Annotated in this window: 26 protein-coding genes; 12 read left to right on the top strand and 14 right to left on the bottom strand. The window is 68.1% G+C overall.

From position 1 onward, the window contains the following. From ACWDTP_RS22275 to ACWDTP_RS22260, 4 genes are all read right to left on the bottom strand, one after another. Positions 1-868: ribonucleotide reductase N-terminal alpha domain-containing protein (locus tag ACWDTP_RS22275; RefSeq protein WP_450023740.1), on the bottom strand; the 868-nt coding region annotated here is incomplete at its 3' end. After that, on the bottom strand, positions 835-1,278 hold the full coding sequence (gene nrdI / locus ACWDTP_RS22270) for a class Ib ribonucleoside-diphosphate reductase assembly flavoprotein NrdI (RefSeq protein WP_450023738.1): 444 nt from the start codon (positions 1,276-1,278) through the stop codon (positions 835-837). The genes nrdI and ACWDTP_RS22275, both read right to left, overlap by 34 nt. A 35-nt stretch (positions 1,279-1,313) precedes the next feature. Continuing rightward, positions 1,314-1,553, bottom strand: a complete 240-nt coding sequence (locus ACWDTP_RS22265; RefSeq protein ID WP_450023736.1) for a redoxin NrdH — start codon at positions 1,551-1,553, stop codon at positions 1,314-1,316. 479 nt (positions 1,554-2,032) lie between these two features. Continuing rightward, positions 2,033-2,587: an NADPH-dependent FMN reductase gene (locus tag ACWDTP_RS22260; protein ID WP_450023734.1), complete on the bottom strand. Its 555-nt coding sequence runs from the start codon at positions 2,585-2,587 to the stop codon at positions 2,033-2,035. Positions 2,588-2,672: 85 nt separating this feature from the next. Here ACWDTP_RS22260 and ACWDTP_RS22255 point away from each other — a divergent pair, with 85 nt between their 5' ends. From ACWDTP_RS22255 to ACWDTP_RS22245, 3 genes are read left to right on the top strand one after another with little or no spacing between them, the layout of a single operon-like run. Next, positions 2,673-3,281, top strand: coding sequence for a TetR/AcrR family transcriptional regulator (locus tag ACWDTP_RS22255; RefSeq protein WP_450023732.1), 609 nt, complete (start codon positions 2,673-2,675; stop codon positions 3,279-3,281). A 4-nt stretch (positions 3,282-3,285) separates the two neighbouring features. Beyond that, positions 3,286-4,350 (top strand): DNA polymerase IV, encoded by a 1,065-nt coding sequence (locus ACWDTP_RS22250; protein WP_450023730.1) that lies wholly within the window; start codon positions 3,286-3,288, stop codon positions 4,348-4,350. A 10-nt stretch (positions 4,351-4,360) separates the two neighbouring features. After that, entirely contained in the window at positions 4,361-5,506 is a 1,146-nt protein-coding gene (locus ACWDTP_RS22245) for an AAA family ATPase (protein ID WP_450023728.1), read from the top strand. On the opposite strand, the gene ACWDTP_RS22240 is transcribed toward ACWDTP_RS22245, so the two are convergent. Then, complete coding sequence (locus tag ACWDTP_RS22240) at positions 5,503-6,378, bottom strand: SDR family oxidoreductase (RefSeq protein ID WP_450023726.1); 876 nt, start codon at positions 6,376-6,378, stop codon at positions 5,503-5,505. The two genes, ACWDTP_RS22245 and ACWDTP_RS22240, sit on opposite strands and share 4 nt — an antisense overlap. Positions 6,379-6,388: 10 nt before the next feature. Continuing rightward, entirely contained in the window at positions 6,389-7,054 is a 666-nt protein-coding gene (locus ACWDTP_RS22235) for a TetR/AcrR family transcriptional regulator (RefSeq protein WP_450023724.1), read from the bottom strand. Positions 7,055-7,183: 129 nt separating this feature from the next. Here ACWDTP_RS22235 and ACWDTP_RS22230 point away from each other — a divergent pair, with 129 nt between their 5' ends. Together ACWDTP_RS22230 and ACWDTP_RS22225 are read left to right on the top strand one after the other, a co-directional pair. Next, positions 7,184-8,665 (top strand): cytochrome P450, encoded by a 1,482-nt coding sequence (locus ACWDTP_RS22230; RefSeq protein ID WP_450023723.1) that lies wholly within the window; start codon positions 7,184-7,186, stop codon positions 8,663-8,665. 138 nt (positions 8,666-8,803) lie between these two features. Continuing rightward, complete coding sequence (locus tag ACWDTP_RS22225; RefSeq protein ID WP_450023742.1) at positions 8,804-9,469, top strand: nitroreductase; 666 nt, start codon at positions 8,804-8,806, stop codon at positions 9,467-9,469. Positions 9,470-9,484: 15 nt separating this feature from the next. On the opposite strand, the gene ACWDTP_RS22220 is transcribed toward ACWDTP_RS22225, so the two are convergent. The 3 genes from ACWDTP_RS22220 to ACWDTP_RS22210 form a co-directional block, all read right to left on the bottom strand. Next, positions 9,485-9,979 (bottom strand): homocitrate synthase, encoded by a 495-nt coding sequence (locus ACWDTP_RS22220; protein ID WP_450023721.1) that lies wholly within the window; start codon positions 9,977-9,979, stop codon positions 9,485-9,487. 261 nt (positions 9,980-10,240) lie between these two features. Continuing rightward, positions 10,241-11,296 carry a phosphotransferase family protein gene (locus tag ACWDTP_RS22215; RefSeq protein ID WP_450023719.1) on the bottom strand — a complete coding sequence of 352 codons (1,056 nt, stop codon included), beginning with the start codon at positions 11,294-11,296 and terminating at the stop codon, positions 10,241-10,243. A gap of 21 nt (positions 11,297-11,317) precedes the next feature. Further along, the gene (locus tag ACWDTP_RS22210) at positions 11,318-12,133 is read right to left on the bottom strand and encodes a class I SAM-dependent methyltransferase (RefSeq protein ID WP_450023717.1); all 816 of its coding nucleotides are present in this window, start codon (positions 12,131-12,133) and stop codon (positions 11,318-11,320) included. Between the two features lie 157 nt (positions 12,134-12,290). On the opposite strand from ACWDTP_RS22210, the gene ACWDTP_RS22205 reads away from it, so the two are divergent. Beyond that, on the top strand, positions 12,291-12,965 hold the full coding sequence (locus tag ACWDTP_RS22205; protein ID WP_450023715.1) for a winged helix-turn-helix transcriptional regulator: 675 nt from the start codon (positions 12,291-12,293) through the stop codon (positions 12,963-12,965). A 7-nt stretch (positions 12,966-12,972) separates the two neighbouring features. Here the strand turns inward: ACWDTP_RS22205 and poxB are convergent, their stop codons facing one another. Together poxB and ACWDTP_RS22195 are read right to left on the bottom strand one after the other, a co-directional pair. Beyond that, entirely contained in the window at positions 12,973-14,709 is a 1,737-nt protein-coding gene (gene poxB, locus ACWDTP_RS22200; RefSeq protein ID WP_450023713.1) for a ubiquinone-dependent pyruvate dehydrogenase, read from the bottom strand. Between the two features lie 66 nt (positions 14,710-14,775). After that, complete coding sequence (locus tag ACWDTP_RS22195) at positions 14,776-15,543, bottom strand: SDR family NAD(P)-dependent oxidoreductase (RefSeq protein WP_450023711.1); 768 nt, start codon at positions 15,541-15,543, stop codon at positions 14,776-14,778. A gap of 147 nt (positions 15,544-15,690) precedes the next feature. Between ACWDTP_RS22195 and ACWDTP_RS22190 the strand changes: the two genes are divergently transcribed. Both ACWDTP_RS22190 and ACWDTP_RS22185 read left to right on the top strand, forming a co-directional pair. Beyond that, positions 15,691-17,229, top strand: coding sequence for a molybdopterin-dependent oxidoreductase (locus tag ACWDTP_RS22190; RefSeq protein ID WP_450023709.1), 1,539 nt, complete (start codon positions 15,691-15,693; stop codon positions 17,227-17,229). Between the two features lie 142 nt (positions 17,230-17,371). Beyond that, entirely contained in the window at positions 17,372-17,737 is a 366-nt protein-coding gene (locus ACWDTP_RS22185) for a glutamyl-tRNA amidotransferase (protein WP_450023707.1), read from the top strand. Positions 17,738-17,744: 7 nt separating this feature from the next. On the opposite strand, the gene ACWDTP_RS22180 is transcribed toward ACWDTP_RS22185, so the two are convergent. Next, positions 17,745-18,221: a DUF6130 family protein gene (locus ACWDTP_RS22180; RefSeq protein WP_450023705.1), complete on the bottom strand. Its 477-nt coding sequence runs from the start codon at positions 18,219-18,221 to the stop codon at positions 17,745-17,747. A 92-nt stretch (positions 18,222-18,313) separates the two neighbouring features. Here ACWDTP_RS22180 and ACWDTP_RS22175 point away from each other — a divergent pair, with 92 nt between their 5' ends. The 3 genes from ACWDTP_RS22175 to ACWDTP_RS22165 are packed head-to-tail and all read left to right on the top strand — an operon-like array spanning position 18,314 to position 22,322. Then, positions 18,314-19,837 carry an ATP-dependent DNA ligase gene (locus tag ACWDTP_RS22175; protein WP_450023703.1) on the top strand — a complete coding sequence of 508 codons (1,524 nt, stop codon included), beginning with the start codon at positions 18,314-18,316 and terminating at the stop codon, positions 19,835-19,837. Between the two features lie 47 nt (positions 19,838-19,884). Then, positions 19,885-22,185, top strand: coding sequence for a carbon starvation CstA family protein (locus tag ACWDTP_RS22170; protein WP_450023701.1), 2,301 nt, complete (start codon positions 19,885-19,887; stop codon positions 22,183-22,185). Beyond that, positions 22,185-22,322, top strand: coding sequence for a CstA-like transporter-associated (seleno)protein (locus ACWDTP_RS22165; protein WP_450023699.1), 138 nt, complete (start codon positions 22,185-22,187; stop codon positions 22,320-22,322). Before ACWDTP_RS22170 ends, ACWDTP_RS22165 begins: the two co-directional genes overlap by 1 nt. Before the next feature lie 7 nt (positions 22,323-22,329). Here the strand turns inward: ACWDTP_RS22165 and ACWDTP_RS22160 are convergent, their stop codons facing one another. Together ACWDTP_RS22160 and ACWDTP_RS22155 are read right to left on the bottom strand one after the other, a co-directional pair. Then, on the bottom strand, positions 22,330-23,571 hold the full coding sequence (locus tag ACWDTP_RS22160) for a cytochrome P450 (protein ID WP_450023697.1): 1,242 nt from the start codon (positions 23,569-23,571) through the stop codon (positions 22,330-22,332). After that, positions 23,568-24,605, bottom strand: a complete 1,038-nt coding sequence (locus ACWDTP_RS22155) for an LLM class F420-dependent oxidoreductase (protein WP_450023695.1) — start codon at positions 24,603-24,605, stop codon at positions 23,568-23,570. Before ACWDTP_RS22155 ends, ACWDTP_RS22160 begins: the two co-directional genes overlap by 4 nt. Before the next feature lie 101 nt (positions 24,606-24,706). On the opposite strand from ACWDTP_RS22155, the gene ACWDTP_RS22150 reads away from it, so the two are divergent. Then, a complete protein-coding gene (locus ACWDTP_RS22150) occupies positions 24,707-26,200 on the top strand; it encodes an acyl-CoA carboxylase subunit beta (RefSeq protein ID WP_450023693.1) in 1,494 nt (497 codons plus the stop codon). The last annotated feature ends 167 nt before the right edge of the window (positions 26,201-26,367 follow it).

The following is a 26,367-nucleotide window of genomic DNA, read 5'->3' as shown; positions in this document are numbered from 1 at the left end:
TCTCGTCGGCGTTCTCCCGCTTGGTGTCGAGGAACCGGTAGATGTCGGGATGGTGGGCGTGCAGGTAGACCGCGCCGGCACCCTGGCGGGCGCCGAGCTGGTTGGCGTAGGAGAACGAGTCCTCCAGCAGCTTCATGATCGGGATGACGCCGGAGGACTGGTTCTCGATGTTCTTGATCGGGGCGCCGTGTTCACGAATGTTGGAGAGCAGCAACGCGACCCCGCCACCGCGCTTGGACAGCTGCAGCGCGGAGTTGATGGAGCGCCCGATCGACTCCATATTGTCCTCGATGCGAAGCAGGAAGCACGAAACTGGCTCTCCGCGTTGCTTTTTGCCCGAGTTGAGGAAGGTCGGGGTGGCCGGCTGGAACCGGCCGTCGATGATCTCGTCGAGCAGCTTCTCGGCCAGCACGGTGTCACCGGCGGCCAGGGTCAGCGCGACCATGACGACGCGGTCCTCGAACCGCTCCAGGTAGCGCTTCCCGTCGAAGGTCTTGAGCGTGTAGGACGTGTAGTACTTGAACGCACCGAGGAACGTCGGGAACCGGAACTTCTTGCCGTAGGCCCGATCCAGCAGGCTCTTGACGAAATTGCGGCTGTACTGGTCGAGCACCTCGCGCTCGTAGTAGTTCTTCTCGATCAGGTAGTCGAGCTTCTCGTCCTGGCTGTGGAAGAACACCGTGTTCTGGTTGACGTGCTGCAGGAAGTACTCGCGCGCGGCCTGCACATCCTTGTCGAACTGAATCCTGCCGTCGTTGTCGTACAGGTTCAGCATCGCGTTGAGCGCATGGTAGTCGAGCTCCCCCGGACCCCCGGCGACCGGGGCGTCGGTGGTTACAGGCTCTGCAGCTGTGACGGTTGGGGGCACGTCTGGTCCTTCCAAAAGTCGGCGAGGCCCGCGCGGACGGCTTGCACGTCCTCCGGGGTTCCCATGAGTTCGAAGCGATACAGGTAGGGCACGCCGCACTTGCCGGACACCACATTGCCGGCGTAGGCGAATTCCGCGCCGAAGTTGTTGTTGCCCGCGGCGATGACGCCGCGGATCAACGACCGATTGTGTTCATTGTTGAGGAATGCGATGACCTGCTTGGGCACGTAGCCACCGTCGTTGATGTTCGGGGTGGCACGGCCGCCGCCGTAGGTGGGCAGGATCAGGACGTAGGGCTCGTCCACCTCGATGCGGCCGTGCAGCGGGATCCGCGTGGCGGGAAGGTCCAGCTTCTCGACGAAACGATGCGTGTTTTCCGAGACGCTGGAGAAGTAGACGAGATTGCTCATCTTGCCCCTACCCTTCCCCGGTTGGTGTACCCCCGCTATGCGCTGACCGAAACGGCGGCGAGCGCCTTGATGCGATCGGGACGGAAACCCGACCAGTGCTCATTGCCCGCAACGACCACCGGAGCCTGCAGGTACCCCAGCGCCATGACATAGTCGCGGGCCTCGCTGTCCAGGCTGATGTCGATCGTCTCGTAGGCGATGCCCTGCTTGTCCAGCGCCTTGTAGGTGGCGTTGCACTGCACGCATGCGGGCTTGGTGTACACGGTGACGGTCATCTTCGGTACGGCTCCTCTTGCGGTAAGTGAAGAAAACTAGACAGTGACTGGCAACTGGTCGGTTACTGCGCTTCGCTTGTGTTCAGCGACCTCCGGGCCGCCAAAATTCCTGCCCGCCGAGGCCGTCATCCGGTCGGTCCTGAAACCGACTCCGCCGGATTCGCTGCGCTCCGGCGGGCACCCGAACTGTGGTGGCCTGTCGGTCTCACAGACACTACACCTAGTGGCCGACCATCCGAAGCTATACAAGATGTTCTGAATAACATTTTTGAAATTCCCAGGTCGTAAGCTTGCCGGCCGCCCCGCCTCCGGCGTGTCGCCCGACGCGACCGCACCCGTGTCGCGGTACACCCCTATATCTAGCACCAGCCACCGACAACTTGGCCGACGGCGCGGACGTGTCCCCCGCAACAGCAAAGCCGCCGGCCGGGTCGTGGCGACCCGGGCCGGCGGCAGGTGGTCAAGCGGTCGATCGGCGGTCAATCCACTTCTGCGGCGAGCTTGCCGACGACATCGCGCAGGCCGTCGGCCACTTCGGTGTTCTCCCGTGGATGGGCTCCGTCGAGCGTCTTGCCGGGGATCGAGAGCTTCAGATCCTCGACCACGCGGGTCCCGGCGATGCCGAACGACTTGCGGGTCTCGTCGTGCGCCCACACCCCGCCGTACTGCCCCAGCGCCGCCCCGACCACCGCGACCGGTTTGTCCTTGAGCGCGCCGGCGCCGTACGGCCGCGACAGCCAGTCGATCGCGTTCTTGAGCACGGCCGGGATGGTGCCGTTGTACTCCGGCGTCACCACCAGCGCGGCGTCCGCACCGGCCGCGGCCTCGCGCAGCGCCGTCACCGGTTCGGCCACGTCGGCGGTGTCGATGTCCTCGTTGTAAAACGGCAGTTCGCCGAGCCGGTCGAATACCCGCAGCTCGACCCCGTCGGGCGCGGTGTCGACGGCGAGTTCGGCGAGTTGGCGGTTGATCGACGCGGCCCGCAGGCTCCCGACGAGCACCAGAACCTTCGTGTCAGCCTTGGTTTCGGCCATGTCTTATTCCCTTCGTCCGGCAAGATCTTCGCACCGAATAACCGGACCGTGGTCCGATTAATTCCGGCTGAGTTAAAGTTCAAGGGTGGCAGCTCCCGACCGCCCGACCCGGCTCGCGGTCACCGATGCGGTGCCACAGGAACGTGGTGATGCCGCGCGAAACCGGACCCTGCTGCTCGAGGCGGCGCGCCGGCTGATCGCCGAACGCGGCCCCGACGCGGTCAGCACCGACGATATCGCCATCGCCGCGGGCGTGGGCAAGGGCACGTTGTTCCGCCGGTTCGGCAGCCGGGCCGGGCTCATGATGGTGCTGCTCGACGAGGACGAGAAGGCCCACCAGCAGGCATTCATGTTCGGGCCGCCCCCGCTCGGGCCCGGCGCCCCACCGCTGGAACGGCTGCTGGCCTACGGACGCGAACGGCTGCGCTTCGTACGCCGCCACCAGGCCCTGCTCTCGGATGCCACCCGCGATCCGCAGATGCGGTGGGCCGGGCCGGCCATGCTGCACCTGGCCCACGTGCGGATGCTGCTGGAATCCGCGGGCACCTCCGGCGATCTCGACGCCCAGACCGATGCGCTGAGCATGCTGCTCGAGGCCGACTACGTCGCCCACCAGGTCGATGACCGCGGCCGCAGCCTCGACGATCTGACCGCGGCCTGGGAGGACACCGCCCGCAAGCTGTGCGGCCACTAGCGCGATGACCGGCTGGGTGCTTCATGTCGACCTGGACCAGTTCCTGGCCTCGGTGGAGTTGCGCCGCCATCCTGAACTGGCCGGCCTTCCGGTCATCGTCGGCGGCAGCGGGGATCCCACCGAGCCCCGCAAGGTGGTCACCTGCGCGTCCTATCAGGCCCGCGAGTTCGGCGTGCACGCCGGAATGCCGCTGCGCACCGCGGCGCGACGCTGCCCGGACGCCACCTTCCTGCCGTCGGATCCGGCGGCCTACGACGAGGCCTCCGAACAGGTGATGGGCCTGCTGCGCGATCTCGGCTATCCACTGGAGGTGTGGGGCTGGGACGAGGCCTATCTCGGCGCCACCGACCCGACCGATCCGGTGGAGCTGGCCGAACGGATCCGCACCGTGGTGGCCGCCGAGACCGGGCTGTCCTGTTCGGTGGGCATCAGTGACAACAAACAGCGCGCCAAGGTGGCGACCGGGCTGGCCAAACCCGCGGGCATCTATGTCCTCACCCAGGACAACTGGATGACCGTGATGGGTGACCGGCCACCCGATGCGCTGTGGGGCGTGGGCCCCAAGACCACCAAAAAGCTTGCCACCATGGGGATCACCACGGTCGCCGATCTGGCCGCGACCGATGCCACGCTGCTCACCTCGACGTTCGGGCCGAGCACCGGGCTGTGGATCCTGCTGCTGGCCAAGGGTGGGGGCGACACCGAGGTCAGCTCGCAACCGTGGGTGGCCCGCTCGCGCAGCCATGTCGTCACATTCCCGCAGGACCTGACCGATCGCGGCGAAATCGACGCGGCGGTACGCGAACTCGCCGAGCGCACCCGTGTCGAAGTGGTCGAGCAGGGCCGTATCGTCACCCGGGTCGCGGTCACCGTCCGGACCAACACGTTCTATACCCGGACCAAGATCCGCAAGCTGCCCGCGCCCAGCACCGACCCGGGGCCGATCACCGCGACCGCGCTGGACGTTCTGGACCAGTTCGACCTCGACCGGCCGATCCGGCTGCTGGGGGTTCGGCTGGAGCTGTCGATGGACCAGGCCGACGCCCCGAGTGTCGGCCGCGACCAATAGCCTCGGGGACATGCTGCAGACCATCGCCATCCGCGGCTACCGGTCACTTCGGGAGGTCATCCTTCCGCTCACCGACCTCACTGTCGTCACCGGGGCCAACGGCACCGGAAAATCCTCCATCTACCGTGCGTTGCGGCTTTTGGCCGACTGTGGCCGCGGACAGGTGATCGGATCGCTGGCCCGCGAGGGCGGCCTGCAGTCGGTGCTGTGGGCCGGCCCCGAGCAGCCGTCGGAACAAGCCCAAGGCACCACGAGGACCAGGCCGGTATCGCTCGAACTCGGCTTCGCCGCCGACGATTTCGGCTATCTGGTCGATCTCGGCCTGCCCCAGATGGCCGGGATCGGGCCGACCGCGTTCGCCAGGGACCCCGAGATCAAACGTGAGGTGGTGTTCGCCGGCCCGGTCCTGCGGCCCAGCTCGGCACTGGTGCGCCGGGCCAACGAGTATGCCGAGGCGGCCGCCGAATCGGGCCGCGGTTTCGATGAGCTGAGCCGGTCGCTGCCGTCCTATCGCAGCGTGCTGGCCGAGTACGCGCACCCGCATGCCCTGCCGGAGCTGTCGGCGGTCGCCGACCGGCTACGTGACTGGCGGTTCTACGACGGGTTCCGCGTCGATGCCGAGGCGCCGGCGCGCCGCCCGCAGGTCGGCACCCGCACCCCCGTGCTCTCCGACGACGGTGCCGACCTCGCCGCGGCGGTGCAGACCATCGTCGAAGCGGGTGCGGGCGATCTGGAGCGGGCAGTCGCCGAGGCGTTCGACGGGGCGGAGATCTCGGTCGCGGTCAACGACGGGCTGTTCGACGTGCAGCTTCGTCAGCCGGGCATGTTGCGACCGCTGCGGGCCGCCGAACTGTCCGACGGCACACTGCGATTCCTGCTGTGGGCGGCGGCGTTGCTGAGCCGGCGCCCACCGTCGCTGATGGTGCTCAACGAGCCCGAGACGTCGCTGCACCCCGATCTGGTCCGGCCGCTGGCCTCGCTGATCCGGACCGCGGCCACCCACGCGCAGGTCGTGGTGGTCACCCATTCAGCTGCGCTGTCCCGGTTCCTCGACGGGGCCGCGGCCGAAATCGAGCTGTACAAACACTGCGGCGAAACCAGGGTCACCGGCCAGGGCCTGCTCGACACCCCCGGCTGGCGTTGGGGAAAGCGTTAGCGCGGCAATGGTTTCGGTCGTAGCGCCCGGGTGAACAGCACGTTGACCTGGCGCATCGCCACACTGTAGGGCCACCAGGCGATCCGCTTGAACGCATACAGCGCGCGGATGTCGGGCGAGGTGTAGATCAGGAAGCGGTTGCGACGCACGCCGTCGAGGATCTTCTCGGCGGCACGCTCCGGCGAGACCGCATGGCCGGCGAACCGGCCGACCCACTTCTGTACGTGGGGATCGTCGCGGTCCACGCCGGCGATCTGAACCGTCTGCACCAGACCGGTTTTCACGGCTCCCGGCACCACCACCGACACCCCGATGCGGTGACGCGCCAGGTCGAACCGGAGGACTTCGCTGAGTCCGCGCAGGCCGTACTTGCTGGCGCTGTAGGCACTGTGCCAGGGCAGTGCCACGATCCCCGCCGCCGAGGAGACGTTGACCAGGTGCCCGCCGCGCCGGGCCGCCACCATGGGCGGCAGGAACGTCTCGATCACGTGGATCGGGCCCATCAGGTTGACGTCGATCATCGACTTCCAATGTTGATGGGTGAGCTGATCGACGGTGCCCCAGGCCGAGATCCCGGCAATGTTCATCACCACGTCCATCGGGGCGTGCGCGGCGTGGATGTCGGCGGCGAACGCCGCGACCTGCTCGTAGTCGGAGACGTCGAGCACCCGGTGCTCGGGCACCTGCGCTCCCAGCGCCCGCGCGTCGGCGACGGTCTCGGTCAGCCCCTCAGCGTCGCGGTCGGTCAGGTACAACTCGGCCCCCTTGGCGGCCAGGGCAAGCGCGGTGGCGCGCCCGATACCGCTGGCCGCTCCGGTGATCAGACAGCGCTTCCCGCGAAAGTCTGCCCGTGCGTCGCTGCCCTGCGCCATGGCAGTGACCTTACCGTCGGGGCTGATCCGCCTGGCCACCCCACAGGCCGTTGAGCCACAACCGCTCCACCACGTCGACGGCGCGGGCCGGGTCGGTGTCGCGGCCGATGAACGCGGGGTCGTGGGACAGCGTCATCGCGGTGGTCGCGACGAGGGTGCGCACCAGCGCGGGAAGGTCGTCGGAGATCGGGCGGGCGCCCTCGTCCTGTTCCACCAGCCCGACGATCTTGGCGATCACCACGTCCTCGTAGTCGTTCATCAGATCGCGGATCTGGGCGTCGGTGTTCTGCGCGACGGTGCAGGCCGCCATGATCGGGTCATTGGTCGCGAACACGGCCGCCGCGTAACCCACCATCCGTTTGGCGAAGGCCGGGGGTGTTTCACCGGCCTCCCTCGGCGCGAAGTTGTGGGTCAGCACGTCGAGTTCTTCCATCGCCTCGGCCACGATCAGGGCCAGCACGGCGTACTTCGAGTCGAAGTAGAAGTAGAACCCGGACCGGGCGACCCCGGCGCGTTCGCTAATCGTGCTGACCGAGAGGTCGGCGAACGACCCTTCGGTCAGCAGCGCACGGACCGCGGTCACGATCGCGTCGCGCTGCCGGTCCCCGCGACTGCGACGGACCTGTTCAGGCGCGGCAGAGCGGTTGCTGCCCTCCGGGACGGGTTCGGCGGTCATGGCATCAAACCTTGGCATCGCGGCACGCCAGATCAAAACTTGACATGCGTCAAGTGTGCCAGTCAGGATGGCTTCAGGTGGTGACTTCCACCACAGATTTGTCAGCCTCGGAAGCTTCAGGAGCGGTCAATGGCCACCATCAGCACTCCGCATTACCTCGTCGACCAGGCGAAGCGCCGTTTCACGCCGTCGATCAACAACTTCCCCGGCATGGGCGCGCTCGAGCGCAAGCTGCTGCGCACCGAGTTCAAGCAGACCGCGCTGTCCACTCCACCGGTGGGCACCGACCTCAAGCCGGTCATGGGCGACAAGGGATTGCCGATCCTCGGGCACATGGTCGAGATGTTCCGCGGCGGCCCCGATTACCTGATGCACCTGTATCAGACGAAGGGGCCGCTGTACTACGCCGACTCCCCGGTGCTGCCCGCGGTGACGGCGCTCGGGCCGGACGCGGCCCAGGCCATCTACAGCAACCGCAACAAGGACTTCTCCCAGGAGGGCTGGATCCCGGTCATCGGGCCGTTCTTTCACCGCGGGCTGATGCTGCTCGACTTCGAGGAGCACATGTTTCACCGGCGGATCATGCAGGAGGCGTTCGTCCGCACCCGGCTGGTCGGCTACACCGAGCAGGTCGACCAGGTGGTCTCGAAGGTGATCGCCAACGACTGGGTCGCCAACGACCCGCGGTTCCTGCTGTACCCGGCGATGAAGCAGATGACGCTCGATATCGCGTCGATGGTGTTCATGGGGCACGAGCCCGGCACCGACCACGAACTGGTGACCAAGGTCAACAACGCGTTCACCACGACGGTCCGCGCGGGCAACGCCATCATCCGCACCAGCGTCCCGCCCTTCACCTGGTGGCGCGGATTACGGGCCCGGCAGCTGCTCGAGGACTACTTCGCCGCACGGGTCGCCGAGCGGCGCGGCAAGGACGGGTCCGACCTGCTGACGGTGCTGTGTCAGACCGAGGACGAGGACGGCAACAAGTTCTCCGACGCCGACATCGTCAACCACATGATCTTCCTGATGATGGCCGCGCATGACACCTCGACGTCCACGGCGACCACGATGGCCTACCACCTCGCCGAGAACCCCGACTGGCAGGACCGCTGCCGCGACGAGTCCGACCGGCTCGGCGACGGACCGGTCGACATCGAGTCGCTGGAGAAGCTCGAGTCGCTCGACCTCGTCATGAACGAGTCGATCCGGTTGGTCACGCCGGTTCAGTGGGCGATGCGGCGCACCGTCCGCGACACCGAACTGCTCGGGTACTACCTGCCCAAGGGCACCAACGTCATCGCCTACCCCGGCGTCAACCATCGTCTTCCCGAGCTGTGGACCGATCCGATGAAATTCGACCCCGACCGGTTCGCCGAACCACGCAGCGAGCACAAGAGGCACCGTTACGCCTTCACCCCGTTCGGCGGTGGCTCGCACAAGTGCATCGGCATGATGTTCGGCCAGCTCGAGGTCAAGACGATCATGCACCGGCTGCTGCGTAAGTACCGGCTGGAGCCCGCCCGCCCGGGCTATCAGGAGACGTGGGACTACGGCGGCATGCCGGTACCCATGGACGGCCTGCCGATCGTGCTGCGCCCGCTGCGCTGACCGGCCCGCACCGGCGCGCCGATCAGCGCTGCGCCATGCCCGATGCCCGACACCGCCGCGGAATAATCCGACCCGATTTCGTATTATATGAGATAGTAGCAATTGCTACGATCTCTGGATCGGGAGGCACAGGCGATGTTGAACATATATGACGCGGTCACCAGCCGACGGGCGGTACGCGGATTCACCGATAAGCCCGTCCCCATGGAGGTGTTGCAACGGGTACTGGCCGCCGCCGCGTGGTCACCGTCCAGCTCCAACACCCAGCCATGGAACATCTACGTGGTCACCGGGGCGCCGCTGGCCGAGCTCAAGAAACGCGCGACCGAACGCGTCGCGACCGGTGCGCCGTGGGATGCCCGCGAGTACGAGATGTACCCGGCCGATATGAAGTCGCCGTATCGCGACCGCCGGTCCGCGTTCGGCAAGGAGCGCTACGGCGCGCTGGGCATCGCCCGCGACGATTGGGATGCGCGCCAGCGCGCCGCGATCGCCAACTGGGACTGCTTCGGCGCACCCGCCGCCCTGTTCTGCTACATCGACAGCCACCTCGGCCCGGCCCAGTGGGCCGATACCGGGATGTACCTGCAGACGGTGATGCTGCTGCTGCGCGCCGAAGGACTGCACAGCTGCCCGCAGATGGCCTGGTCGCAGGTCCGCGAGACCGTCGCCGACGTCGTCTCGCCGCGACCCGGGCTCACCCTGTTCTGCGGTATGTCGATCGGCTACGAGGATCCGGCGGTGCCCTACATCCGGACCGGCCGCGCGCCCCTGACCGAGACCGTCACCTTCATCGACGGGTAGCCTCACGACACCGCGTCACACCCCGGTGAGCAGCCGGTTCGCGCAGGCGATCACCGCCCGCAACGCCGACTGCACGGGGTCGGTGTCCAGCCCGACCGCCCATTCGCTGTGCACGCCGTCATCGCCTTTGAGGAAGGTGACGGTCCGGCCGCCGGTGGGCAGTTGGTGAAACGACGTGGTCTCGACGGTGATGCCGCGCTCGTGCAGCATCGCGGTCAGCGCCGCGACCGGACCGCTGGCCGCCGCCGTGGAGGTACCGATTGTGTCACCCACGGCCAGCGTGGCCTGGTAGGTGCGGGCCTGCGGCCCCAGCCGGCTCGACGGCCGAAGGGCATCGGTGCAGGCCCAGTTGCCCAGCCGCAAAGGGCCTGCGCCCGGCGCGAATTCGGCCAGGAACGCCATCCATGACGCGGTTTCACCCGCGGCCCGTAGGGCTCGTGGGAGTGGGGCGGCGAAGTGGGCCGCGAACGATGACGGCGAGGCGGTCGGAGTGGCCGTTGAGGATTGCATGTGCCGGTCTTCCCTGCAGAGGAGGAGTTGACCGACGAGTAGCGACGACCCACAGCGAGGGGTCGGTCCAGATCAGACCCCGCTGCGGGTTGCTACTACGAGTCGCCTCGGCACGTTGGCGATGCTAGCCCCATTCCAGCGCCCCGCGCAAACCTTTTCCGGTCGGTTTTCCTCCGCGAGCAGACGTGGCGGTACCCGTAAACGCGCGAAAAGGGGTACCGGCGTGTCTGCTCGCGCGAGAAAGAAACTGGCGCCGGAAAATCAGGCGAACGGGCTGTCGTCCTTGGTGACCCGGACCCCGAGCGCGATGAGATTCTCGGCCGACGCGTGCAGCTGTTCGCCGGCCTCGCGGCTCGCCTGTCCGGCGAGATAGCGCGACCAGGTGCCCTCGATGACGATGCCGAGTTTGAAACAGGCCAGCGCCACGAACCAATCCAGTCGCGAGGTCTGGCGGCCGCCCGCGTCCCGGTAGGCCTCGAGCAGCTCGCGACGGCAGGCCAGTCCGCCCAGCTCGGCCAGCGCCGAGCCGGCGTTGATCGGGTTGGGATCATCGGGCCAGCAGACCAGCATCCAGCCCAGATCGAGCAGCGGATCACCGATGGTGCACATCTCCCAGTCGATGAACGCGGCCAGCTCGGGCACCTCGCGGCGCAACAGCACATTGTTGAGGTGCGCATCGCCGTGCATGATGCCCGGCTCACCGTCGGGCGGCCGGTTGGTCTCCAGCCACTGCGCCAGGTCGGCGACACCCGAAAGCGATTCTGGCGCATAGCCTTCGTGACGGTAGCTCTCCAGCAGCCGGAGAAATTGCGGTACCTGGCGCTGTAGGAAGGATCCCGGGCGCCGGATCGCGGCCAGCTCGCTGTTCTCCCAGGCCGCGTTGCCGAGTTGGGCCAGGCTGCCGGCATAGGACAGCCCGACCCGGTGACGGAGGTCGGGATCGCGGTACGCCGGTGCGACCTCGGTTCCGGGGTTGAACCCGTCGACCTCCTCCATCAGGTAGAACACCACCCCGAGCACGTCGAGGTCGGCGCATCCGGCGATGAAACCGGGATGCGGGACGCCGGAACCGGCCAGGGTGCGCAGCACCGCGATCTCGCGCAGCATGGTCTTATCGCTCGTCGGTCGCGGATGGGCGGGCGGACGCCGCAGCACCATCGGGCGACCGTCGACGTGCAACCGCACCACGATGTTCTGGGTGCCACCGGTCAGTGGCGTCACGTCGGTCACGGTGGATCCGATCCCCTGCGCCCGCAGCCACCGTGCCAGCGCGGCCTGCTCGTTATCGCTCAACGTCGGCTGCACGTCCTCGGGCATGCAGACATCGTGCCAGCCGGATCAGCTCTTGCGGGCGGTCACCAACAGGTATTCCCACACCATCCGCGAACCGTGCAGAAAACGGTTTGCGAGCGCGGCGATATCGGCGTCGAGCGCGGCCACCCGGCCGGGATCGTCCCCGACGGCGCGGTAGGCCGCGATGGTGGGGCCGTAATTCGCCTTGAAGTAATCCCGGAAGGCAGCGCCGTCGGGGAAGGACTCGACGGCGAGCTCACCACGCCCGGCCGTGACGTCGCGGACCCGCCCGCCCCACAGCATGCGCACGTGATCCTCGATGCCCCACAACGGCGGCGGTGAGACCCCGGCCGGGGGCGTGGCCACATAGGGCTTCATGGTGGCGAACAGCTGCCCGATGAAACCCTCTGGCGTCCAACTGATCACGCCGATCCGCCCGGCGCGCCGGGTCACCCGCACCAGTTCGTCGGCGGCCCGCTGATGGTGTGGCGCGAACATCACCCCGATACACGACACCACGGCGTCGAACTCGTCGTCGCCGAACGGGAGCGCTTCGGCGTTGGCCTCGCGCCAGCACACCTCGACGCCGCGGGCGGCCGAAAGCCCGCGGCCTTCGGCCACCAGCCGCGGGCACAGGTCGGTCGCGGTCACCCTGGCACCGGCGACCGCGGCGGGGATGGCGGCGTTGCCGGTCCCGGCCGCCACATCGAGCACGCGGTCGCCGGGGCCGATACCGCACGCCTCGACCAGAGTCGGCCCGAGCGGCGCGACGATCGTCTCGGCTATCGCCCCGTAATCACCGAGTGCCCACAGGGCGCGGTGTCGGGTCTCCAGATCGCTGTCAACGGTCACGGCGTCCATGGCGCCTCCTCTCCTCCTGAAGCATCGTCGCGCCGGGCCACCGGGCGATCCAGTAACAGATCTGTACCGGAGCCGGTTCACCATCTGTATTGGCATCGGGCCGGTCACGCGGTGTACTGGTGCCTACCGGTCACAACTCGGCCCTGGAGGTGGCGCGATGTCGACGTACGGTCAGTTCTGCCCCATGGCCAAGGCCATGGAGCTGCTCGACGAACGGTGGACCATGCTGGTGATCCGGGAGCTGCTGCTGGGCAGCACCCATTTCAACGATCTGCGCCGCGGGGTGCCGAAGATGTCGCCGGCCCTGCTGTCGCGACGATTGAAGTCGCTGGCCCGGGCTGGCGTCGTCGAGCGCAGTGAGATCGACGGCCGCACAACGTATTCGCTGACCGAGTGCGGCCGGGAACTGGCCGGCGTGGTCGACGCGCTCGGCGCTTGGGGCGTGCGCTGGATCGGCGATCTGGGCGAGGCCGATCTCGACCCGCATCTGTTGATGTGGGATATCCGTCGCACCATCGCGATCGACGACTGGCCGCGCACCCGCACCACGGTGGCCTTCGTCCTCGACGGGGTCGCGGCGAAGGCGTCGCGGTGGTGGTTGGTGGTCGCCGACGGGCAGGCCGATGTGTGCGATGTCGATCCCGGCTACGAGGTGACCGGCACGGTCGAGACCAGCCTGCGGGCCCTCACCCGGATCTGGCGGGGCGACCTCGGGTGGTCCCATGCCGTGCTGGACGGCAGCGTGGCGTTGTCCGGACCCGGCGAGGTCCGCAAGGCCATCCCGAAGTGGCTGGGCCAGAGCCCGGCCGCCGCGGTTCCCCGGCCGGCCTGAGGCCCGCTCAGTCCAGCAGGCGGCGGGCGACGTTGGTGCTGACCAGGTCGAGTAGTTCGTCGGCCCGGCCGGCCAGGATCGTCCGGATGGCGTACAGCGAGAATCCCTTGGCCTGTTCGACGGTGATCGCCGGCGGTATCGACAGTTCCTGGCGGGCGGTGACGACGTCGACGACGGCGGGGCCGTCATGGGCGAACGCATCGGTCAGTGCCCGTTCGAGCTCCCCCGGTTCGGTCACCCGCCTGCCGAACACGCCCATCGACTGGGCCACCGCGGCGAAGTCCGGGTTGACCAGGTCGGTGCCGAAAGTGACGATGCCCGCGGCCTTCATCTCCAATTCGACGAAGTTCAGCGACGAGTTGTTGAACACGATCAGCTTGACCGGCAGCCGGTTCTGGATCAGCGTGACCAGTTCGCCGAACAGCATGGTCAGTCCGCCGTCGCCGGCCAGCGCGACCACCTGCCGGTCCGGGTAGGCGGTCTGTGCCCCGATGGCATGCGGCAGCGCGCAGGCCATGGTGCCGTGGCTGAACGAACCGATCAGCCTGCGCCTGCCGTTCATAGTGAGGTAACGCGACGCCCACACCACCGGCGAGCCGACATCGCAGGTGAACACCGCGTCCTCGGACGCGAGTTGATTGGCAAGTCCGGCAACATATTCCGGCCGGATCGGGGTCTTGTCGCGATCGTTGACGGCCAGCGAGTCCAGCTGTGCGCGGGTCTTGCGGTAGTGCCGCAGCGACCGGTCGAGGTGCTCACGGTCGGCCTTGGGCCGCAGCAGTGGTTGCAGCGCGGCCAGGGTGTCTTCGACGGTGCCGCGCAGTCCGAGGTCGATCGGGGTGCGCCTGCCGAGGTTTCGGCCGCGGACGTCGACCTGGATGACGGTGGCACCCTCGGGATAGAACTGCTGATAGGGAAAGTCGGTGCCCAGCATCAGCAGGGTGTCGGCCTCCTTGATGGCCTTGTAACCCGATGCGAATCCCAGCAGGCCGGTCATCCCGACGTCGAACGGGTTGTCGTATTCGATGAACTCCTTGCCCCGCAACGCATGCACAATCGGCGCCTGCAGCGTCGCCGCGAGGTCGATCAACGCGTCGTGGGCACCGGCCACGCCGGCCCCGGCGAGGATGGTGACCCGTTGGCCGGCGTTGAGCAGATCGGCGGCCCGGCGCACCGATTCGTCGTCCGGGCGTAGCACCGAGCGGGTGGGGCGCACCGGCCGCGCGGTCCACGCCTCGTCGCCGAAGCGCTGCAGGAAGATCTCCCCGGGGATGACGACGACGGCGACGCCGTTCTCCTCGACCGCGGCCCGCATGGCCATCTCCAGGATGCGCGGGGCCATCTCGGGGGTGCTGACCAGTTCGCAGTAGACGCTGCACTCGCGGAACAGATCCTGCGGATGGGTCTCCTGGAAGTACTCCGAGCCGATCTCGGTGCGCGGAATGTGGGCGGCGATCGCCAGCACCGGGACCCGGCTGCGCTGCGCGTCGAACAGCCCGTTGATCAGGTGCAGGTTGCCCGGGCCGCAACTGCCCGCGCACACCGCGAGCTGGTTGGTCAACCCCGCGTCGGCGGCGGCCGCGAAGGCGGCGGTCTCCTCGTGCCGCACATGCTCCCAGGTGAGGTCCCCGCTGCGGCGGATGGCGTCGGTGAACCCGTTGAGGCTGTCCCCCGGCAGACCGTAGACCCGCCGTACCCCGCTGGCCGCGAGGGTCGAGATGACGTGGTCTGCAACGGTTGCCATGGCGCCTCCCTGCCGGTTCGGTGTGACCGGTTGCGCTGCCGCGTCCCGGTCACACCGAATCCCACCCTACTTGGGGGCGAAGCGCTGGCCGGCGTCCAGACGGATGCACTGGCCGTTGAGCATCGGGTTCTCCACGATCGCGACGGCGAGCTTGGCGTATTCGTCGGGCTTGCCCAATCGTTTGGGGAACGCCGCATCCTTGGTCAGCACCGCGGCGAACTCATCGGGGATGCCCTCGGTGAGGCCGGTGGCGAACAGGCTCGGCGCGATGGCCAGGGCGCGAATACCCAGGCTGCCCAGGTCGCGGGCCATGGTCAGACACATACCGGCGATCGCGGCCTTGGATGCGGTGTAGGCGATCTGACCGATCTGGCCCTCGAACGCGGCGATCGAGGCCGTGTTGATGATGACGCCGCGCTCCTCGGCCTCGGCGTCGACCGGGTCGTTCTTGCTCATATGCCATGCGGCGAGCCGGCTGACGTTGAACGTGCCGATCAGGTTGAGATCGATACTGGCCCGGAACGAGTCCAGGCTGTGCGGCCCGTCCTTCTTGATGGTCCGCTCGCCGATCCCGCCGCCAGCCGTGGTCACCGCGATGTGCAGGCCGCCGAGCGCCTGGACCGCCTGGGCCAGCACCTGCTCGGTGCCGTCGAAGTCGGTGACGTCGACGGCGAAGAACGAGCCGCCGATCTCGTCGGCCACCTCCTGGCCCTTGGACTGCGGCCGGTCCAGCACCGCGACCGCGGCGCCCCGCTTGGCCAGCGCTTCGGCGGTGGCCCGGCCGAAGCCCGATGCGCCGCCGACGACGACGGCCTTCCTGCCTTCGATCTCCATCCAGCTTCCTTTCCAAAAATGCCCGAATTCGTAAAGTAACCTATCCCAAGAACCACCCCGCCACGGCCTCTCTTTTCGGGCACCGGCCTGCCGGATCGTCACGGCTTCGTAAGATCCCCCGGCCCGCTCCGCCGGTAGTTTCAAGACATGTCGGAACGTGCGCCCCTGCCTGCGCTGGCCGGGCTGTCGGCGGCCGCGGTCGCCCTCGGGGTCACCGAGTTGGTCGCCGTCGGATTCGGCCCGGCCGCCGACGCCCGCACCGCCGTCGGCTCCGCGGTCATCGACCTCACCCCCGGGCCGGTCAAGGAATGGGCCATCACGATGTTCGGCACGGCCGACAAGCTCGTGCTGACCCTGCTGGTGCTCGCGGTCATCGCCGTCATCGCCGCCGTGGCCGCACCGTGGGAAACCCGGAGCCGGCCGGTCGGCAGTATCGCGATCGGTCTCGGCGGTGTGCTGGGTTGTGTGGCGGTGCTGTCGCGTCCCGGTGCGAGTTGGTGGGCGGTCGTGCCGACCGTGATCGGCGCGCTGTGCGGGATCGCTGTGCTGCGGGTGCTGGCGTCGGGCCGGTTGCGCGACGCCCCCGATGCCGACGACGGTGTGGACCGCGGCAGGCGGCTGTCGTTGGTCGCCTTCGGATTGTTGGCCGGTGGTGCCGTGACGGGCGTCGCCGGGGTCGTGTTGTCGCGGCTGTCCTCGTCGATCGCCGGCGACCGCAACGCGTTCGCGCTGCCACCCGTCGACGTCCCGGCGGCCCCGGTCCCGCCCGCGGTGGAGCCGGCCGGTGTCGCATTGCCGTCGTTCATCACGCCGAGCGCGGACTTCTACCGGATCGACACCGCGCTGACCGTGCCGCAACTGAGTCGCGAGAACTGGCAGCTGCGCATCCACGGCATGTCCGACCGCGAGATCATCTACCGCTTCGACGATCTGGACCGCTTCGAGGTCGTCGAGAAGGTGGTGACGCTGACCTGTGTGTCCAACGTGGTCGGCGGCGACCTGATCTCCAACGCCACCTGGACCGGCTACCGGGTCCGCGACCTGCTCGCCGCGGCCGGTGTCGCACCCGACGCCGATATGGTGCTCTCGACGTCGATCGACGGTTTCACCGCGGGCACACCGGTGCAGGCGCTCACCGATGATCGCGACTCGCTGCTCGCGATCGGGATGAACGGCCAACCCCTGCCCGCCGAACACGGCTATCCGGCCCGGTTGGTGGTGCCCGGGCTGTACGGCTACGTGTCGGCCACCAAGTGGGTGACCGATCTGGAGCTGACCCGGTTCGACCGCGCCGAGGCGTACTGGACCAAACTCGGCTGGTCGGCGCACGGGCCGATCAAGACCCAGTCGCGCGTCGACGTACCCCGCGCCGGGCAGCAGGTCGCCCGCGGACCGGTCCGGTTCGGTGGCGTGGCGTGGGCCCAGAACCGGGGTGTGCGCGCCGTCGAGGTCAAGATCGACGGCCCGGATCGACCGGGCACCTGGACGCCCGCGCAGCTGGGGGCGGCCTACTCGGGTGACACCTGGCGGCTGTGGAGTGCCGACTGGACCGCCGCCGACACCGGCAGGCACACGATCACGGTGCGCGCCACCGACGACACCGGGGCGGTGCAGACCGACCAGCTCGCCGACCCTGTTCCCGACGGCGCCTCCGGATGGCACTCGGTCACCTTCACCGTTTCGTGACGCGCCACTCCCCTGGCACCGCGACCGTGCGCGTCTGTCGCCCGCCACGCCGACGTCGGTCGGCATTCCGCGCACGCTCGCCCGCGTAGAGCGAGCGCAAATCGCTCGACAGATCTCGCTCGGCCGCATACCTTGGCGTGCCATGACCCCGGCAGCCCAGTGGCGTGACACGCTGCGCCAGTCCCTGCTCTCGGCACGCAAGAACCGCGACACCGGCACGGTATCGGCGCTGCGGTCGGCGTTGAGCGCGATCGACAACGCCGAGACACCCGACCACGGTGATCTCGACGTGGCGAGCGGGCCGATCGCCGGCGCCGTGACCGGGGTGGGCGCCGCCGAGGTAGCCCGGCGCGAGCTTTCCGACGCCGACATCCGCGGCCTCATCCAGGCCGAGATCGACGAACGGCTCACCGCGGCAGGACAATACGTCTCGGGTGGCCATCACGAGCGGGCCGCCGAGCTACGAACCCAGGTTGCGGTGCTGCGCCAGCTCCTCGACGGCTTCTGAGAATCGGCTAATGCGGATGGGAACCGACATCCGGCACGACGAAGGACTGAACGGCTCGATCCAGCGGTTGATGGTTGGCATCGGCCAGGATGATCTCGACCTTGTGCGGGCCTGGCGGCAGTCCCACCAGGATCACCGGCTCGCCGCTGCCGTCCGCCCAGTGCCAGGGTGCGTCGTCCACCACCGCGTGGATGTGGCCGATCCGCGGGGTGACGTCGAGCGCGTTCGGGCCGAATACCGGCTCGATGCGCAGATTTTCGGCTCGATACTGGATGAACACCTGGCCCTTCGCGAGAGACTCCGGAATCGGTGGGTCGACGATGAGTCTCGCCGGCGGCTGCGGCGCGGTCAGCGGTACCACACCGGGAGGACCGAGAACGTCGCCCGCCTCACCATCCGCGGACGCAGTCGCCGGCGCGTCGACGGCCACGGTCAACAACGCGACGAGCACACCCGACAACACCCGGCTCCGAGTCAATTTCACGACATCACAATAGGCTGCGTTCACTCGCCGGGCCTCCGGGCGAGATGACCAAGCAGTGACGAAATGTCGGCGTCTCGTGCGAGGCTGCTTACGTGCTGCTCGCAGATATCGCCACCGCGTCCGCCGACGTCGCGGCGACACCGGCGCGGCTGGCCAAGATCGACCGGATTGCCACCCTGCTGTCCGGCGTCGCCGACGACGCCCGCACGGCGACCGTCGCGGTGTCATGGCTGTCCGGTGTGCTCCCGCAACGTCAGATCGGGGTGGGCTGGGCGGCTTTGCGCACCCTGCCGCCACCGGCGGGCACCGCGGCCCTGACCGTCACCGATGTCGACGCCAGGTTCACCGCGATCGGGGCACTGTCCGGACCGGGATCGCAGGCGTCGCGCGCCCAGCGGGTCCGCGACCTGTTCGCTGCCGCAACCGACACCGAGCAGGCATTCCTGCGCCGGCTGCTCAGCGGTGAGCTGCGCCAGGGCGCGCTGGCCGGGGTGATGGCCGATGCGATCGCCAAGGCCGCCGGCGTCCCGGCCGCCGAGGTGCGGCGCGCGGCGATGCTGGGCGGTGATCTGCCTGCGGTGGCGGCCGCGGCGCTGACCGGCGGAGCACCGGCGCTGGGCGAGTTCGCGCTGCGGCTCGGCCAACCGGTCGGGCCGATGCTGGCTCAGACCGCGGCCAGGGTCACCGAAGCACTGGAACGGCTCGGCGGCACAGCCATTCTGGAGGCCAAGCTGGATGGCGCGCGCGTGCAGATCCACCGCGCGGGGTCCGAGGTCTCGATCTACACCCGCAGCCTCGACGATGTGACCGCGCGCCTACCGGAGCTGGTGGCCGCGGCACTTGAGCTGCCCGCCACCCAGTTGATCGCCGACGCGGAGGCCATCGCGCTGCGCCCCGACGGGCGGCCGCACCGGTTCCAGGTCACGGCTGCCCGCTTCGGCAGCCGCAAACCCGGTGACCTGCAACCGTTGTCGGTGTTCTTCTTCGACCTGCTCCATCTCGACGGCAGGGATCTGCTCGATCTCCCCGCTCAGCAGCGGCTCGCGGCGCTCGACGCACTCGTACCGCCCGCGCAGCGCGTCGACCGCCTGGTGACCGCCGATGCCGACGCGGCGCAGCGGTTCCTGGACCGCACCCTGGCCGCCGGGCACGAGGGGGTGATGGCCAAATCGCCCACGGCACCCTACGAGGCGGGCCGCCGCGGGGCGGGCTGGCTCAAAGTCAAGCCGGTGCACACGCTCGATCTGGTGGTGCTCGCGGTCGAATGGGGATCGGGCCGTCGGACCGGCAAGCTGTCCAATATCCATCTCGGCGCGCGCGATCCGGCCACGGGCGGGTTCGTGATGCTGGGCAAGACATTCAAGGGTATGACCGACGCGATGCTGGCCTGGCAAACACAGCGGTTCACCGAACTCGCCGACGGCCCAACCGACGGATATGTCGTCAAGCTGCGGCCGGAGCAGGTCGTCGAGATCGCGTTCGACGGGGTGCAGGGCTCCTCGCGCTACCCCGGCGGGATGGCGCTGCGGTTCGCCAGGGTGCTGCGTTACCGCGAGGACAAGTCGCCGGCCGAGGCCGACACGATCGACACCGTGCGCTCCATCTTCGAGCGCTGACGTGGGTTCCGCCCCACAGCCCGGGGCGACGATGAAAAGATCAGACCATGGCCACACCCACCGCCGCTGACCGCATCGAGGAGCACGCGGGCGATATCACGTATATCCGCACCGACGAGAACCTTCCGCCGGTGGCGATCATCGACCGCTCCCCCATCACCACCCGACATAAGATCGTCTTCGCGGTCATCGCCCTGATCGGCGCGGTGTCGTGGGCGGTGATCGCGTTCTTCCGCGGGGAGACCGTCAACGCGGTCTGGTTCGTCATCGCCGCGATCTGCACGTACGTCATCGGCTTCCGGTTCTACGCGCGCCTGATCGAGATGAAGATCGTCCGGCCGCGCGACGACAATGCCACCCCGGCCGAGCTTTTCGAGAACGCCACCGACTACATGCCGACCGATCGGCGGGTGCTGTTCGGACATCACTTCGCGGCCATCGCCGGCGCGGGACCGCTGGTCGGGCCGGTGCTGGCGATGCAGATGGGCTATCTGCCCGGAACCATCTGGATCATCATCGGCGCCGTGGTGGCCGGGTGCGTGCAGGACTACCTGGTGCTCGCGATTTCAGTGCGGCGGCGCGGGCGGTCGTTGGGTCAGATGGCCCGCGACGAACTCGGGACGGTCGGCGGGGCCGCGGCCATCATCGGTGTGCTCGTGATCATGGTGATCCTGCTGGCGGTGCTGGCGCTGGTGGTGGTCAACGCGCTGGCCGAAAGCCCGTGGGGGGTTTTCTCCATCGCGATGACCATCCCGATCGCACTGTTCATGGGCCTGTATCTGCGCTTCCTGCGGCCGGGCCGGGTCTCCGAGGTTTCGCTGATCGGAGTCGTGCTGCTGCTGCTCGCGGTGATCGCCGGCGGCTGGGTGGCCGAAACCTCGTGGGGCGTGGACTGGTTCACGCTGTCGAAGGTGACCTTGTCGTGGTGCATCATCATCTACGGCCTGGCCGCCTCGGTGCTGCCGGTGTGGCTGCTGCTGGCGCCGCGCGACTATCTGTCGACGTTCATGAAGGTCGGCACCATCGCGCTGCTGGCCATCGGCATCCTGATCGCCCGCCCCGTGATGGAGGCGCCCGCGATCTCGCAGTTCGCCGCCAGCGGCACCGGGCCGGTGTTCGCCGGCTCGCTGTTCCCGTTCCTGTTCATCACGATCGCCTGCGGCGCCCTGTCGGGCTTTCACGCGCTGATCTCCTCCGGCACCACGCCCAAGCTGCTGGAGAAGGAAAGCCAGATGCGGCTGATCGGCTACGGCGGCATGCTCACCGAGTCGTTCGTCGCGATCATGGCCCTGATCACCGCGGCCATCCTCAACCAGCATCTGTACTTCGCGATCAACGCGCCGACCGCCAGCACCGGCACCACCGCCCAGACCGCCGCCGATTACGTCAACGGGCTGGGGCTGTCCGGGTCTCCGATCACCGGGGAGGAGATCACCGCGGCGGCCGAAGGCGTTGGCGAGGAGACGATCGTGTCGCGTACCGGCGGTGCGCCGACGCTGGCGTTCGGTATCTCGGAGGTGCTGCACCAGGTCTTCGGCGGGGAGAGCCTCAAGGCGTTCTGGTATCACTTCGCGATCATGTTCGAGGCGCTGTTCATCCTCACCACGGTCGACGCGGGTACCCGGGTGGCACGGTTCATGCTCTCCGACAGTCTCGCCAACCTCGGTGGCCCGTTGAAGAAACTGCGTAACCCCAGCTGGCGGGTCGGTGCGTGGACCTGCAGTGTGGTCGTGGTGGCCGCGTGGGGCAGCATCCTGCTGATGGGTGTCACCGACCCGCTGGGCGGTATCAACACGCTGTTCCCGCTGTTCGGCATCGCCAACCAGTTGCTGGCCGCGATCGCGTTGACGGTGGTGACCGTGGTGGTGATCAAACGCGGCCTGGTGAAATGGGCCTGGATTCCGGCGGTTCCGCTGATGTGGGACCTGATCGTGACGATGACGGCGTCCTGGCAGAAGATCTTCTCCGGGCATCCGAAAGTCGGTTACTGGAAGCAGCATTCGCAGTACGTCGCGGCCAGCGAGGCCGGCCAGTCGTCGTTCGGCGCGGCCAAGACCCCGGATGAGATCGACGCCGTCATCCGCAACACGTTCATCCAGGGCACGCTGTCGATCATCTTCGCGGTGCTGGTGCTGATCGTGTTCATCGCGGGCGTCGTGATGGCGCTGCAGGCACTGCGCGGCACCGCACGCCCCCTCACCGAGGACGAGCCGGTACCCTCACGCATCTTCGCTCCGTCCGGGCTGATCCCCACCGACGCCGAGAAGGAGGTGGTCAGACAATGGGAAGCCTTGCCGAGCGCACACGAGCGGCCGCACGCCAAATCAGCTGGTACTGCGGAACATTGATGGGCGATAACCACTACCGCCGTTACGTCGAGCACCGGGCCCGCGCCCACCCGGGTGAGCCGGTGCTCTCCGAACGCGACTACTGGAAGATGCGCCACCGCAACACCGAGGCCAACCCGGCCACCCGCTGCTGCTGACCGGCGCTCAACCCGCCCGCAAGTTGTAGCGCACCGGCAGGTGCTTGAGCCCGCCGACGAACGTGGTGGCGGTGTGCTGGGGCGGGCCGGCCAGCTCGATGGAGTCGAGCCGCGGGATGAGCTCGCTGAAGAAACTGTTGATCTCCATGCGCGCCAACGCCGCTCCGAGACAGAAGTGCACGCCGTAGCCGAACGCCAGATGCTTGTTGGGGTCGCGGCCGACGTCGAAGCGGAACGGATCGGTGAACACCTCCTCGTCGCGATTGCCGGACGGATAGGCCAGCAGCAGCGACTCACCCGCGGCGATGGGGGTGTCGCGCACCGTGGTGTCGACCGCCGCGGTCCGCATGAACGCCTTCACCGGGGTCACCCAGCGGATCATCTCCTCGGTGGCCGTGCCCATCAGAGCCGGCTCGGCCCGCAGCCGGGCGAGCTGGTCGGGGTTTTCGAGCAGGGCGAGCATGCCACCGGAGATGGTGGCGCTCGTGGTGTCATGGCCGGCGGCGGCGACGATCGCATAGTAGGAAACCGTCTCGATGTCGTTGAGCGGCTCGCCGTCGATGCGGGCGTTGGCGATCGCCGAAGCCAGGTCGTCGGTGGGATTCCGCCGCCGGGACGCGGTCAATTCGCTGAAGTACTGGAACATCTCCACCAGTGCGGACATGGCCTCGTCCTCGGTGGTGTCGCGCTTGTACTCGTCGTCGTCGTTGCCGAACAGTTCCTGCGTCAACCGCAGCATCAGCGGAAAGTCCGACTCGGGCACCCCGAGTAGCGACATAATCACGTACAGCGGATAGTTGACCGCCACCTCCTGCACGAAATCGCATTCCGCGCCGGTCGCCAGCATCTTGTCGACGTGGATCCTGGCCAGTTCGTCGACCCGTACCTTCAACGCCCGCATGGCTTTCGGGCGGAACCAGTCCGCCCCGATCGCCCGCATGACCCGGTGCTCGGGATCGTCCATGTGGATGAGTGTGCGCACCCCGATCGCGGCCTGGCGTTCGTCGTCCTCGGCGGTGATCAGCACCGGCCGTGGAGAGTTGGTGAACACATCGTTGGCGCGTTCGACGGCCATGATGTCGGCGTGCCTGGTGACGGCCCAGAACGGCCGGTAGGACGGGACCTCCACCCACGAGACCGGCGCGTTGGCCCGCAGATGGGTCAGCGCCCGATGGAAACCCGGCTCATCGGCATAGGCCGACGGGGTGGCGAAGGCCTTGGCGACCTCATCGATCACGCGTGTACTCACGAACAACTCCTCAGATCTTGCAGGACGGCCGTCACGGTCGATTGAGCGACGGCGGCGGGAAAGCTGGGCAGGACACGGTCTATCGCGCCCGCGCAGCGGCCCCTCAGGGCCGCCGCCAACGTTTCGGTCGGCGCCACGACGGCGAATGCGCCGAGAATCTCGTCGTCGATGAGGCCGCCCATCGCGTCCCACTCACCCCGCCTGGACAAGCTGCGCAGTTCGGTCTGCAGCTCACCCCACCCGTGCAGTTCGAGCACCTTGCGATAGGCCGGCGTCGACGCGTAGAACGCGATCTGCTTGCGCACCGGCTCGGCCGCGGAATCCATCTGCGCCTGGTCCTCGCCGGTCACCACGAAAACCGGGCAGGACACCGCGACGTCGCGACGGGTGCGACGGGCCGTCGTGAGGCCGCGCTCCAGCGCCGGGATGGTGACCTCGTCGAGGTAGCGTCTGGTGGTGAATGCGTGCGCGAGCAGGCCGTCGGCGACCGCACCGCACATCTCGGTCATCGCCTCGCCGACGGCGGCGACGAACACCTTGGGAACACCGTGCGGCTGGGCGTTCGGGGTGAACATCGGCGTCATCAAGGTGTGGCGGTAGAACTCGCCGTCGAAATCCAGCTCGGTCCCGTCCTGCCAGCACTCCCAGATGGCATGCAACGCCTCGATGTACTCCCGCATCCGGCGCACCGGATCGCTCCACGGCATGCCGAACCGCTTCTCGATGTGCGGCCGGATCTGCGAGCCGAGCCCGAGGATGAACCGGCCCCGCGAGTAGCCCTGGAGGTCCCAGCCCAGCTGGGCGACGGTCATGGGACTGCGGGCGAACGCCACCGCGATGCTCGTACCGATTTCGGTCCGCGAGGTGTGCTCGGCGGCCAGCAGCAGCGGCAGAAACGGATCGTGGTTGATCTCGCCGGTCCAACAACCGTCGTAGCCCCGGCTCTCCAACGCCGCGGCCGCCGCGGGCACGCGCCGCAGATCACCGGGTACGCCCCGGTCGATCCTGAGACCGGACGCGCCACCGCAACCCATGACCGCAGACGCTACAGTAAGCAATTCAGTATGGTCAACGGCGGTAGGCTGAGCGGCCAAAGGCAAACGCCAGAGGAGTCTCTAGACGTGAGGACTGCGGTATGAACGATCCGGAGTGGAAAGAAACGCTCACCGACCTCGCCCGCAGGCGTGAGCACACCTACGGCATGGGTGGCCCCGAGCGACTGGCCAGACACCGCGGCAAAGGCAAGCTGGACGCCCGCGCGCGGATCGCGCGGTTGCTCGATCCCGGCACGTTCCAGGAGTTCGGCACGCTGGTCGGCGGCGACATCGCCGCCGACGGGCTGATCTCCGGCGCGGGCCGTATCGACGGGGCACCGGTCATGGTCGGCGCCGAGGACTTCACCACGCTGGCCGGCAGCATCGGCCCCGGCGGAAACTCCAAGCGGTACCGGCTGGCCGAGCTCGCGTTGCGCAACAAGGTTCCCCTGGTCATGTTGTTGGAGGGGGCGGGTTTTCGGCCCAGCGGGGAGCACTACGGGCGGACGCCGACCGATCTGATCGCGCAGGCGAAGTGCTCGGGAAAGGTACCGACGGTGTCCGCGGTGCTCGGCCCGTCGGCCGGCCACGGCGCCCTGGTCGCCCCGGTGTGCGATTTCACCATCATGAGCCGGCATGGGGCGATCTTCACGGCGGGGCCGCCGGTCGTGAAAGAGTCGACCGGCGAGGACATCTCGAAGGAAGACCTGGGCGGGCCGGATGTCGCGCTATCCAGTGGTGTGATCCACAACCACGCCGAGGACGACGAGACGGTGATCGACGACATCCGGCGCTATCTGTCGTACTTCCCGTCCAGCGCATGGTCGTACCCGCCGACCCGGCTCGCCGATGCGACCGCCGACCCGCGGCCGACACCGGAGATTCTCGACATCGTGTCCCGCGACAACCGCCACATCTACGATATGCGCGCGGTTCTGGACGAGATCGTGGACCGCCCCGACTGGTTCGAGGTGCAACCGAAGTTCGGCCGCGCCATCATCTGCGCGCTGGCCCATCTGGGCGGTTATCCGGTCGCCGTGGTCGCCAATCAGCCCCAGGTGCTGGCCGGTTCGATCGACGCCGACGCAGCAGACAAGGCCGCGCATTTCATCACGGTGGCCGACTCGTTCCACCTGCCGATCGTGTTCCTCGCCGACAATCCGGGCATGCTCCCGGGCAGCCAGTCCGAACGCAAGGGCGTGCTGCGCAGCGGGGCACGCATGTTCGCCGCCCAGACCGCGGCCACCACGCTCAAATTGCATGTCACGCTGCGCAAGGCGTTCGGCTTCGGCTCAATGGTCATGTCACTGCTGGGTTTTGACGACCAGGTGGCGACCTTCGCCTATCCCGGCGCGACCATGGGCGCGATGGGCGCGGCGGCCCTGAGTGCCGCAACGCACGCCGGTGAGGATTACTCCGAGGTGCTCAAGCGGATGGAGCTCGAAGCGTCCTTCCGATCGGCGGGTCATCTCGGCTTCGACGAACTCATCTCCCCCGAGGAAACCCGTAACGCGCTGCTGGCCGCCCTGCAGCACGGCGTCTTCAGCCGTCAGGCGGTGGCCGAGCCGGTGTCGCGCACCCTGATCATGCCGTGACCTTTCCTCGGCGAGCAGACACAAACCTGCCCGTTTCCCGGGAAAAGTAGGCAGTTTCACGTCTGCTCAGCGGTCCACCGGGTTGCGGCGCCCGACGATGAGCGGGTCGACCGGGGTGAACGGGAAGTCGGGCAGATCCTCGATGTGGGTGCCGAACGCCGCGGCCA

It is taken from the genome of Mycobacterium sp. NPDC003449 (assembly GCF_053588415.1).
Note: the sequence above shows the minus strand (reverse complement) of the source record. Positions and strands in the feature narration are given on the sequence as shown.